General features: G+C 43.2%; 6 protein-coding genes and 1 pseudogene. 5 read left to right on the top strand and 2 right to left on the bottom strand.

Translation table 11 applies throughout. The annotated features are described in order from the left end of the window. Window positions 1–328: 328 nt before the first annotated feature. Together LC653_RS15035 and LC653_RS15040 are read left to right on the top strand one after the other, a co-directional pair. On the top strand, window positions 329–5,899 hold the full coding sequence (locus LC653_RS15035) for a translocation/assembly module TamB domain-containing protein (RefSeq protein WP_229495231.1): 5,571 nt from the start codon (window positions 329–331) through the stop codon (window positions 5,897–5,899). 470 nt (window positions 5,900–6,369) lie between these two features. After that, window positions 6,370–6,547, top strand: a pseudogene (locus tag LC653_RS15040) (IS4 family transposase); the annotation flags it as partial. 35 nt (window positions 6,548–6,582) lie between these two features. Here the strand turns inward: LC653_RS15040 and LC653_RS15045 are convergent. Together LC653_RS15045 and LC653_RS15050 are read right to left on the bottom strand one after the other, a co-directional pair. Continuing rightward, window positions 6,583–6,873 (bottom strand): hypothetical protein, encoded by a 291-nt coding sequence (locus LC653_RS15045; protein WP_229495232.1) that lies wholly within the window; start codon window positions 6,871–6,873, stop codon window positions 6,583–6,585. Between the two features lie 118 nt (window positions 6,874–6,991). After that, a complete protein-coding gene (locus LC653_RS15050; RefSeq protein WP_229495239.1) occupies window positions 6,992–7,831 on the bottom strand; it encodes a prephenate/arogenate dehydrogenase in 840 nt (279 codons plus the stop codon). A gap of 66 nt (window positions 7,832–7,897) precedes the next feature. Between LC653_RS15050 and LC653_RS15055 the strand changes: the two genes are divergently transcribed. The 3 genes from LC653_RS15055 (at window position 7,898) to LC653_RS15065 (ending at window position 11,109) form a co-directional block, all read left to right on the top strand. After that, entirely contained in the window at window positions 7,898–9,472 is a 1,575-nt protein-coding gene (locus LC653_RS15055) for a pentapeptide repeat-containing protein (protein ID WP_229495233.1), read from the top strand. Between the two features lie 88 nt (window positions 9,473–9,560). Next, a complete protein-coding gene (locus LC653_RS15060) occupies window positions 9,561–10,154 on the top strand; it encodes a DUF1517 domain-containing protein (protein WP_229495234.1) in 594 nt (197 codons plus the stop codon). Window positions 10,155–10,224: 70 nt separating this feature from the next. Then, on the top strand, window positions 10,225–11,109 hold the full coding sequence (locus LC653_RS15065) for a hypothetical protein (RefSeq protein WP_229495235.1): 885 nt from the start codon (window positions 10,225–10,227) through the stop codon (window positions 11,107–11,109). The last annotated feature ends 641 nt before the right edge of the window (window positions 11,110–11,750 follow it).

The following is an 11,750-nucleotide window of genomic DNA, read 5'->3' on the forward strand; positions in this document are numbered from 1 at the left end:
AAAAGGTGAAGCAGAGAATAGGTGAAGCAGAGAATAGCTTTAATTACTGCTCAGATTGAGGAAGTGCTAATTAAGTACCATACTCTAGATTAAATCTCCAAATTGAAAAGCTAGAAAAACTAATTCGGGTAATATTTGTTATTCGATATATATTGCTTGTGACTGGCTGATACAACTCCTATTAGCACAGCCCGGCGGAAATAAACCTACCGTTTTATTACAGCCATAAAGCTCAAAATTAGAGGTTTTTGACTTTTGACTTTTGACTTCCGCCTTGCGGTTCTAGCCTGTCTCTCGGCTTATTCCAGATAAAAGTATTGTAACAATAATGACGCACTCTCCAAATTCAGAAAATAACCAGAAACCACCTAACCGTCGTTTATGGCTCCTCCTCTTAGGACGTACCAGTTTGGCTCTCGGTGTCGTTTTGCTGGTTGGAATTGCAGTCGGTGCTTGGTGGGCTAGAAGCTATATATATAAAGATTTAGCCCCATTAGTACAGCAAAATCTCGAACAATTGCTTGGGCGTCCAGTAAAAGTAGGGAAAGTTGAACGTTTTTCGCTAAGTAGTCTAAGATTTAGCTCTCTATCAATACCAGCAACTCCCACCGATCCAGATCAGGTAGTAGCAAAAGCTTTAGATGTACAGTTCTCACCTGTGCAACTCTTCCTTAGCCGAAAACTTGCATTAAATGTCACATTAGTTCAACCCAATGTTTACATCCAACAGGATCAGGATGGTCGCTGGGTTACAGCCCAAGTTAAGGCTGCGGAAGGAAAAGGTGCTATTCAAACTGAGTTGGAGACACTTCAAATTCAAGATGGGAATATAGAGTTATCGCCAGCCTCCGCACCAACTAGACCGAAAGGGTCAGTAATATTAAATCAATTTGGTGGTGTTGCTCGATTTTCAGATCAAAATCAAAGGATTGGTTATGACATCAATGGTCAACTCACTAGGGGAGGCGCTGTTAAAATCGTTGGCGAAACACAACTAAAAGCTCAACAAACTAACCTCAAGCTGCAAGCACAAAATTTACAAGCATCTGATATAAGTCGATTAATTGAGTTGCCAATTGCCTTGCAAGCAGGGCGTTTAGATGCTGACTTAGGGGTTCAGATTCCACCCAAACTGTCAGAAATAGCCGTTACCGGAACAGCTACAGCTAATCAAATCGCTGCTAAAATTCCCAAGATTCCTCAGCAAGTTTCTAATTTTAATGGGAGTTTTATATTTCAAGGTCAGACAGTTTCTTTACAAAATCTGAATACGAACTTTGGCAAAGTTCCTATTCTCGCAAATGGAACAATTAATACCCAAACAGGTTTTAATGTCTCTGCTCAAATAAAACCTGTTAGCGCGAAAAATATCTTAGACACGCTGAATGTAAATTCGTCAGTCCCCGCTAGTGGCGAAATTCAAGCAAATATTAAGGTGGGCGGCGCACTACAGCAACCAGTCGTTAACGGTACAGTAAGCAATACAAAACCTATTCAAGTTGACCGCGTTCTCTTCACAGCCATCAATACTGACTTCCGCTTGAATGTATCTCAAACTGCTTCTCAAATTGCTGTCTCCAATTTGAAAATAGTCCCCGCAGCAGGTGGTCAAATCACAGGAGGCGGTCAAGCTAATATCGGAACCAAAGATAACGTAATCTTTAATGCTCAAGTTGATGGTGTATCCGGGGATATACTAGCGCGTAACTACGGTGTTGCTCTACCGATCGCAGTTGGCAATATTTCAGCAAAAGCAGAAGTTTCTGGTTCACTTGGCAAACAGCCATTGAAACTTGATGTTTCCAGTGTTCAAGTAACGCCGCCAACAGGAGGAAGAATTACAGCCAGTGGTCAAGTTCAACTAGCACCTCAAGGTCAAGTAGCTTTAGGTATTCAAGCTCAAGGTTTACCAGCAAATGCGATCGCTCAAGGTTACGGTATCTCAACTCCGATTAATGTGGGGGGTATATCTGCGAACGCAAAAGTTTCTGGTTCTCTAGGTAGTCCATTAAACGTAAATGTAGCTAGCGTTCAGGCAAATCCAGAGGTGGGAGGGCAAGTAACAGCTAGCGGTCAACTTCAGCTTGCACCCCAAGGCAGAGTATCATTTAACGTGCAAGCACAAAATTTACCAGGGGATGCGATCGCACGAGCCTATAACACTTCACCCGGCATCACCATTGGAAATGTGTCAGCAAATGCCAGAATTTCCGGCTCACTTGGCAACCTACGGGCAGTAACACAGGTGCAAGCGCCCACAGCCACCTATCCCATTACGGGTCAAGCTGTTGTAACTCAACAAGGGCAGAATATCCTCTTACCAAATGCTGTGTTGAACGTGGCAGGCGGTACAATCAGGGGCACGGGTCAAGTTGTACAACAACGCTGGCAGGCTTCTGTGAATGCCCAACAGCTGCAATTGAGCCGTTTTGGACAGATACCACCCCAGTTCCAGGGAGTTTTAAGCAATGCGGCGTTGAATTTGTCAGGAAGCACTGCTTCTTTCCAACCCTCAACCATTCAAGCTACAGGGCAAGCAAGGCTGAATCTAGCAGGAGGTGCGGTTAATCTCAGCAATATTAACCTTGATGCTGGTCGCTGGCAACTGCTTGCCAACGCTTCCCAAATTCAACTCAACCGTTTCTCACCGCAACTGCGAGGACGGCTCAATAGCAATCTTCAGTTAGCAGGCACAACTCAATCTTTTCAGCTTGCAGATATTCGCGCCGCCGGACAAATCCGCCTTTCCCAAGGGGTAGCACTGCTGGCAAAACCGCTTACGGCTCAATTTCAGTGGAATGGACAGCAGATTATCGTTGAAAACGCAAGTACCCCAGGATTGAGTGCTAATGGTGCGATCGCTATTCAGTCTCCACCAACTGGCGCACCCCAAATTGCGGGATTTAATTTAAATGTAGTGGCGCAGAATTTCAACTTAAAAAATACAGGCTTTCAAGTTCCTGGAGACGTAGCACTAGCGGGGCTACTTGATTTTAATGGGCAAGTTACAGGTACTCCAGATGTACCTCAAGCTAATGGTAATATCCGGCTGCGGAATTTCAATGTGAGTAACTTGGCATTTGACCCACTTTTAACTGGAAACGTGAATTTTCAGGGAGGACAAGGGGCAAGTCTGCGATTAGCCGGGAAGCAAGACAGGATTGCACTTAACTTAGGTGCAGATTATCGTCCAACTTCATTTTTAGTCAAGCGGGATGATGCAGTTACCACAGGTAGAACTGAGGGAGAGAACTTACTCATCAACGCTCAACAGTTTCCTATAGCTTTGGTTGGCGGCTTTTTACCTAACAATCAATTAAAACCTCTGGCGGGGCAACTATCGGGGAATTTAGTTGTTAATCTGAATAATTATGCCATTGCGGGAGATGTTGCGATCGCAGGGCCTCGTGTTGCCAGAGTCGCAGCAGATGAATTTCGCGGCAGCATCAATTATGCTGATGGTACTGCTAGCTTGACTAATGGTCAATTGCGGATTGCAGATAGCAACATCGCCCTTAGTGGAAATGTAAAAACAGGGAATGACCCGCAATTTCAGTTCCAAGCTAATTTAGACCAAGCCAGAGTTGAGAGACTATTACAAGCATTTAATATCTTTGATTTTCAAGACCTTAGCACCGGGTTGCAGCCTCCAAAGTTGGCTGGAGCAGAAGTACTTAATACCAAGCCTATCAGTTTGCCCAATGCAAATTTGCTAACACAAATAGAATATTTCTCAAAAATTTCAACATCGATAACAAAACAACAGCAACAAGAAGCCAAAAAAGACGCATCTTTACCTACCCTTGCAGAATTAACGGGTGTTTTAAGCGGAGGAATTACAGCTAATGGCTCGTTAAAATCTGGGTTAAATGTCGGCTTTAATTTCCAAGGTGCTAATTGGCAATGGGGTGAATACTCTATTAACCAAGTCGTTGCTCAAGGCAATTTTGCTGATGGTGTCGTCACACTTTCGCCGTTAAGTGTTGGGATAAATCAAGGAGTGGTAGCTTTTTCGGGACAGTTAGGAACTGAGCAACTATCTGGAAAGTTGAATGTAGCAAGTCTACCTCTATCGCTTTTACAACCTTTTATAGAAAAATACCCGATAGATATCACTGGTAATGTAAATGCTGATGCCACCTTGGGAGGTAGTTTACAAGATCCCACAGTTCAAGGAGAAGTGACACTGGCTAATGCGACTCTCAACAAGCAACCTGTGCAAACAGGACAGGTGAACTTTGGCTACAACAATGCTCGCTTGAATTTTGACAGTACTTTGTTAGTAACTGGAACACAACCAGTTGCAATTACAGGTAGCGTACCTGCTGCTTTGCCTTTTGCCAAAGTGCAACCAGATAGCAATCAAATCAGCATCAACGCCAGCGTGAACAATGAAGGATTGGCACTGTTAAACCTGTTTACCAACAATCAAGTCGCTTGGGTAGATGGTCAAGGACAAGTAGATTTAAACGTTCGGGGTACTTTAAACGAACCAGTTATTAACGGAAATGCCACACTCAACAATGCAACTTTTCGCGCTCAAGCCTTATCTGAACCCCTAACGAATGTCACAGGGACAGCGCAATTTAATCGTAATACAGTGAATGTCCAAGGTATCCAAGGCACTTACAATAAGGGGCAAATAAATGCATCAGGTATCCTCCCAATTTTTGATCCTCAGCAAGCCCTAGCGAATCCCCTAACAGTATCAATAGCAGACAAACTCAATTTTAAGCTTGCAGGACTGTATGAAGGCGGTGTCGGTGGCGATGTTGTAATTCGCGGAACAGCACTCAAGCCTGTAATTGGTGGAGAGATTCAGCTCAGTGATGGTCAGGTAATCATTGGAAATACTGCTAAGAAAAAATCAGCAGCTACAGATCAAGCTAACACTAACGTCATAAATAGAGAAGAGGTTAAAGTTAATCTCACACCCACAGCAGAGAGTAATGCTAGCCCAGTGACTACAACAGATACAAACGCTAGTGCAGTAACTCCAGCCAATTTACCTATACAGTTTGCAGATTTAAGGTTAAGTTTAGACGATAATATTCGTGTTACCACACAGTCACCGCTCGACTTTATACCAGGAGGGGCAGCATTGAGTCAGCCGCTATTGAGGTTTGACGCCAAAGGTGACTTGACGATTAATGGTACATTAGCCAAGCCGCTTCCTGAAGGAGTGATTCGTTTGACAGGAGGACGACTCAGCTTATTTTCGACTGAATTTACCTTGGCGCGAGGCTACGAACAAACAGCGCGGTTTACTCCAAGTCTTGGACTTGACCCTATTCTAGATGTCCGACTTACCGCAATTGTACCGGAAGCATCAGCAAGGAACAGTCAAATTTTGGAATCACCATTGTCTGCTGAAGTCAGCGATGTTTCTGCTAGCAACTTCGGGACTTTACGTACCGTTACCGTTCAAGCCAGGGCCAACGGCCCAGCTAGTAAATTGGGCGACAATCTGGAACTGACGAGTGAACCTAGCCGTAGTAAGGGAGAAATAGTTGCTTTACTGGGTGGCTCGATTCTGAATTCTTTTGGTCAAGCAGATGCAGGACAAGGGCTGACTAATTTCGCTAGTTCTACCATTTTAGGTGGTTTGCAGGGAACTATTACTGCGATCGGGCAGGCTGTTGGTTTCAGCGAATTTCGGATATTTCCCACCCCTACCACTAGTAATGAAACAAGGACAGCTTCAGTTCTGAATTTATCAGCAGAAGGTGTGTTTGACATCAATAGAAATTTCTCTGCCTCTTTATCACGCCCTCTTTCTAGCGATGAGTCTTTCCGTTATAACGTGCTTTATCGACTCAATGATGAAATTTTGATGCGAGGCTCAACTAATTTAGGGGATGAAAATCAATTCTTAGTTGAGTATGAAACTAGATTTTAGGCACCAAAATCTGTCGGTGTGCTTCTACCCATGCTTCGACTGCACACAACCGACAAGGAACGGAAAATCGAACCACAGAGGACGCAGAGAAGCCAGTGCGCCCTTGCGGTTAAGAGACTTGAAGCAACTGGCGCGACACGGAGGAATAAGAGTTTGAGAGGTTTTCTGCGTAAGTCCTATTATATAAACATTCTTTATAATCGTTGACGGTTGACGGTTGACGGTTGACGGTTATCGGTCATCAGTCAACGGTCAACAGTCATCAGGTATTATGGGTAATTATCCGAACTTGATATAATTTGTTGCTGCTCAAGTGTTGTAACACTTTTGTAGAAGTTTTTGTAATACTTTCGCAAACAAAGTCGTTGGGACTTAAAATACTTTCGCCAAAAAAAGAGTATGAAGAGGTAGGGCTGAGGTAGTAGAGTTATTGTCTCTCACAACGACAACTCAAAACCCACTAACAGCCCATGCTCGATATCCTATCATTGTTACAATGCCTGTTACCGCAGATAAACGCTACAGCTATGCGGCAATTGAACCAGGTAATCCAGGTCTAGTTAGCAATGAGCAATCGAGTCACCATGCCCTTGAATATCTCGTTGGACAGGTATTGGTGGCAGTTATCGGACTATTTTGAGATTCTTTTATAGCCTCCCAAATCACACGCAGCAGTCGTAATATTAGTCTTGAGACTCTTCGGAGGTAGGTTCCGATTCGGTTTCAAGTTCTTCTGTTTTGACTTTGACTGGAGGTTTAACGGGTTTTGGGCCGCGTGCTAGGGCAGGATTCCCCTGCTGCCTGTTTTCTTCTCCATAGGATGCTTTTTTCCCTTTCTCAGACGAGCGATTACGGCTCGGTTTTGAGCTTTTGGGGTTGGATTCAATAGGAGGTATAGAATCCGTATTTTCGGAATTGTTGTCAGTGCTTCCTTGGGACTGACGTTCCGATTTCTTAATTGGGCGTTCTACCATTGTTGATTTTTGTAAATTTATCTGTATAGTACATCGGTTTGGTGACTATAAAACGTGCTTTTTTAGGCAAAACCTACGCAGTATTGGGTGCGTTGTAAATAATGTAACGCACCTAAAACTAATCAACAAAATCAGGTCGTGCCTTTCTGGTTGATTTCAACTTTTGCTCTAAAACTGCCCAATTTTCTTGCTCAATTAAGTTAGTCAACTCATCGAGATTGTGACGATACTGTTGGAGCGATCGCAGTAATGCTTGACGATTATACCGTGCCATCATTACACCCAACTCTGGATTCCCACCACCCACACGGCTGGTATCCCGAAAACCTGAACTAGCTAACTTTTGGGCTAATTCCAAAACATCGGGGTCAGTTTCACTCAAACAAGCAGCAATCAACGAGGAACTGACCATTACAGGTAAATGAGAAATCCAACTAACAGCGCGGTCATGTTGCTCTGGTTGACAATAGTAAATTTTAGCCCCAAGCGATCGCACAATTTCCTCCACAACCGTAATTGCACTAGTTTTTGTTGTATTTATCGGTGTTAGTACATAAGGTTTATCAACAAATAAATGTCGCTGTGCAGCTTCTATCCCACTGTCTGTCCTTCCCGCCATTGGATGACCGCCGATAAAATTATCCCAAAGGGGAGAAATCGCCTTGACTATCTCTGCTTTCGCCGATCCCACATCAGTTACGACGGTAGCGGCAGACAAATGAGCGATCATTTCCTTAAATTGGGGCACAATAAGCGCTAGAGGTGTACAAATAAATACAACCTCTGCGGCTGCCAATAGGCTCAGATCAACGGATGCTTGATCAACACTGCCGAGAGCAACTGCCTTTTGACAAGTGGATTCACGGCGACTGACTCCTAAGATATGATGTCCAAGCGATCGCAAATCAAAACCCAAAGATCCGCCTATCAGTCCCAGTCCTAAAATCCCAATATTCATTTTTGATTTTGACATTCCGTTTTTTATGATACCAACTTTAAAGTTGGCATCCAAGGGGTAGCATCGATGACTGTAGAGGAATTACTGGAACAATACGCGGCAGGAGTCTTAAACTTTAATGGTGTTGACCTCTCGGAAGCTAACCTGAGTGGGGCGAAACTCAGTGGCGTAAATCTTAGCGATGCTAACTTGAGTATAGTCAACCTGAGCGGCGCGAATCTGAGTGAAGCTAACTTGAGCAATGCCTTGCTGAATGTAGCAAGACTGAGTGGCGCAAATTTATCTAGCGCCATCTTAAATAACGCCAGTCTCAACGTTGCTAATTTGATTCGAGCGGATCTTAGTCGCGCTCAACTTAAAGGAACCTCATTGATCCGCGCCGAGTTAATTCGTGCTGATCTCAGTCGCGCCGATCTGTTGGAGGCTAACCTCACCAGTGCCGATCTGCGAGAGGCGACACTCCGCCAAGCGAATCTCCGTCACGCTAACTTGAGTGAAGCCGTATTAAAAGGCGCTTCCTTGACAGGAGCCAACTTGGAGATGGCTAACTTAAATGCCAGTGATCTCAGTCGTTCTGACATTAGCGGCGCAAATTTGCGAGATGCCGAACTCAGACAAGCGATTCTCAGACATGCTAACTTGAGCGGAGCAGATTTGAGCGGGGCGAACCTCCGGTGGGCAGATTTGAGCGGCGCAAATCTCCGGTGGGCAGATTTGAGCGGCGCAAAATTGAGCGGGGCTACTTTAATTGGCGCAGATTTAAGCAATGCCAATTTAACGAATACAATTTTCATCCACGCCGATTTAACTCAGGCAAAATTAATTAGGGCGGAATGGATTGGTGCTGACTTAACAGGAGCAACATTAACTGGGGCAAAGCTTTATGCCACCTCCAGGTTTGGTTTAAAAACCGAAGGCATGATTTGTGAATGGGTTGATCTTAGCCCGGCAGGCGATCGCTCCATTATCCAGAAGTTCCATTCCCAAGATTCACGAGATTTTTTTAACGAAACACCGCCAACAATCCGAATTATTGTTGATGCAGCCATAGAACACGAAGCCAATTTTGCTCTTGCTGGCGCTTATTATCAAATTGCTCAGGAATACCGGGGGCTGAAACAACCCCCAAGCATGGAAAGTGGGCCCCGTCGAACTGTTTTCACATTTCATGTAGATAGCGACGAAGCATTATTTTCCACTGCTTACATTGCGATTCTTCCCTTTCTAGATGCGGTATCTACCCAAAAGAATATTTCCAGGATAGTGGAAATGATTAACAATGAAGTTGTTGGAAACCAAAATTTAAAATCGCTAAAATCACCCCAAATCATGGAAAAATTAAATACTCTTATAGAGCAAGCGATGAGTCAGGCTACAACAATTAAACAGATGAAAAAAAATATCGAAGTAGCTGCAAAGTTAAATTTTTGTAAAGCACCAACCCAAATAATTTTAACAAATTCCAGCGCCCACACTTTGATTGCCCATGACAATCCCCAGTTTGGAAAAAGATTTATTAATCGCTCTGCTCTCAATGCTTCAGCTTATAATGATATATCCAGTGAAGCAACAAAATATATATTGCCTTCGTTAAATATGGTTATGGATTTTGTCAAAGGATTTCACTATATTGGTCATTAGTCATTAGTCACTTGTACTGAGCGAAGCCGAAGTATTGGTCATTAGTCATTAGAGTAATGTAAAAAATAAAATTTGGAGGGAGGAAAGAATGCGCGATACCTTTAATAAAATGATTGGTCGAACTCGTTATGTAGTCTTGCGCCTATTTCTGCACTTAGGGGGAGGCGAGGTAGCACCAATTTTGGGAGTATTAAATAGTGCTGGACGAGATGCGATCGATGCCGATGGCGATTTAGAAGTTTTGGGAGAAGGATTGGTAGAAATTAGCCAAACCTTACTGCAATATGATGAATATTGGCTTTCTGCTGCCAACGAAGGTGACGTATTTTTTGATGAAGGCGAGGCAGGAGATTACGTGAATGAATTATTTACTGACTCTGCCCAAAGATATCTCAGTGAACCAGGTTACAGTTCTGACTCTAGATCGAATGAACCTTTATCTATACCTGTAACCCGTAACGTCATTGTGATGATTACAGTAGCTTATGAAGGAGAAGTACCAGAGTTAGAAACTGATCTTTCTAACGTTCAGGCACTTAAGGAAGGCTTGAAAGCATTGATAAATTTGCATTATAAACATAGATTCAAAGCAATCCAAGTGCATTTTTCGCCAGCACAGTTAGGCGATGAACTCACTAGTGACCAACTGTTGCAATATTATCCAGAATTGATTCCTTTATAATGTGTTGGGTAGTCCGTACTTACTACTTACACCGAGAAATTGTTAAGCTCAGAGATAGGACAATAATCCAATGATCATGACCATAGTACGTAAATTTACAGCCGTTTTTTTAGCTCTGAGTTTGTGTATGACAACTGTTGCTTGTGGTGGGGGAAACGAAGCTACTCCTCCAGCTAAAAACGTTAGCCAAACTTCTACTAACACGAAGCTAAGTGACGGAGAGTATCAAATACAACAAGCTACCTATGACGATGCAACTGGTGAATACAGCTTGTTTTTACTTAACAATAATCCCCCAACCTTTGCAACCGAAAATTTGCAAATGGCACGGTTAACTGATGATGAAATCAAGCAGGGTAAAAAAACCTATCTAAAGGTAGATAAAGGCCAACCGATTTTATATCTGACGGAAGACTTTAAAATTGAGTACGTCCACAACGTTACCGAGAATAAAACCAATCCCCAAACAGGACAACAAGAGACAGTTGTAGTCCGTCAAGAAAATAGCTTCTGGGCACCATTTGCTGGGTCTGTGGCTGGTAGCTTGGCCGGTCAGGCAATTGGTAGTATGTTGTTTAGACCCCAGTATTATGTACCCCCTGTCTATCAATCAGGCCGAGGATTAAGTGGCTTCGGTGGATATGGCGGAAGCTATGGCCAAGCAGTTGAAAGCTACCAAACTCGCTATAATACGGCACCCGCAGCCGTGAGAAATCGCACTGCGTTCCGCAATACAGGGACAATTAGAAGGTCATATCCTGGAAATTCAACTGTACGCAATACACCGCGTAGCACTACAGGTAATAACCGTCCTTCGGGTTCTGGTTTTGGTGGTAGTACGTTGCAACCCTCTGGCAGAGCTACTTCACCCAGACGCAATTCTGGTAGTAGTTTTGGTAGTGGGCGTAGTTCAGCACCCCGCCGCTCAACTGGTTTCGGTAGTAGACGCCGTTAAAAAATTACAAATTCAATAAATAGACTGCCTAAGAAGTGAAGGTAGTGTGTTGCATAAAGAAGTCGGAAGGTTAACTTTTAACCCTCCGACTTCTCTTTATATATACTATGCAATTTGTGACGATTAATTATGAATTATTCGGTCAAATAATATGAGATACTAAATACAAATATTGCTAAGAGAACAGGAACCATTTTATTAAAGTCTATTTGCTTTTTTTTAAGCATTTCTAAACAAGACATCGGGATCATCAGAGGCCAGAAGATAGTTGTTACCAAAAATATCACAACCGATAAAAATTCATCTTCTGGAGTGGAAGTAGGATGACGTAGGGAAAATGTTAACCAATTGCTTAGAAAATAGCATGTCATAAACAGGTAAACAATACTTAAAGTCAGTTGTATCTGATTCATTGTGAGTACTCCTGAAGTTATGTGAGCTTCACTCTAGTAATTTAAGGAAATTTGCCATCATCCCTTGGTTGCTGAAGTTAAATTTATTGCTTTTCTTTACGTTATCGGAAATCAAAGGGTTTAAGACCCCAACCATTACACGTAGTGCGGAGTCGGAGCCACTCCGCCTCCGATCATTTTCAGTCGGGGTTTAAATCGAACGTAGTTGCCACAACGCTCTTAACCTAT

The organism is Nostoc mirabile CHAB5784, from assembly GCF_020829645.1.
Classification (GTDB): Bacteria; Cyanobacteriota; Cyanobacteriia; order Cyanobacteriales; family Nostocaceae; genus Nostoc; species Nostoc mirabile.

What these genes read in the sequence shown, in the direction of transcription:
- LC653_RS15055 (WP_229495233.1), top strand. Translation starts at nt 7,898, where the DNA reads ATGACTGTAGAGGAATTACTGGAACAATACGCGGCAGGAGTCTTAAAC.
- LC653_RS15050 (WP_229495239.1), bottom strand. Translation starts at nt 7,831, where the DNA reads ATGAATATTGGGATTTTAGGACTGGGACTGATAGGCGGATCTTTGGGT.
- LC653_RS15065 (WP_229495235.1), top strand. Translation starts at nt 10,225, where the DNA reads ATGATCATGACCATAGTACGTAAATTTACAGCCGTTTTTTTAGCTCTG.
- LC653_RS15045 (WP_229495232.1), bottom strand. Translation starts at nt 6,873, where the DNA reads ATGGTAGAACGCCCAATTAAGAAATCGGAACGTCAGTCCCAAGGAAGC.
- LC653_RS15060 (WP_229495234.1), top strand. Translation starts at nt 9,561, where the DNA reads ATGCGCGATACCTTTAATAAAATGATTGGTCGAACTCGTTATGTAGTC.
- LC653_RS15035 (WP_229495231.1), top strand. Translation starts at nt 329, where the DNA reads ATGACGCACTCTCCAAATTCAGAAAATAACCAGAAACCACCTAACCGT.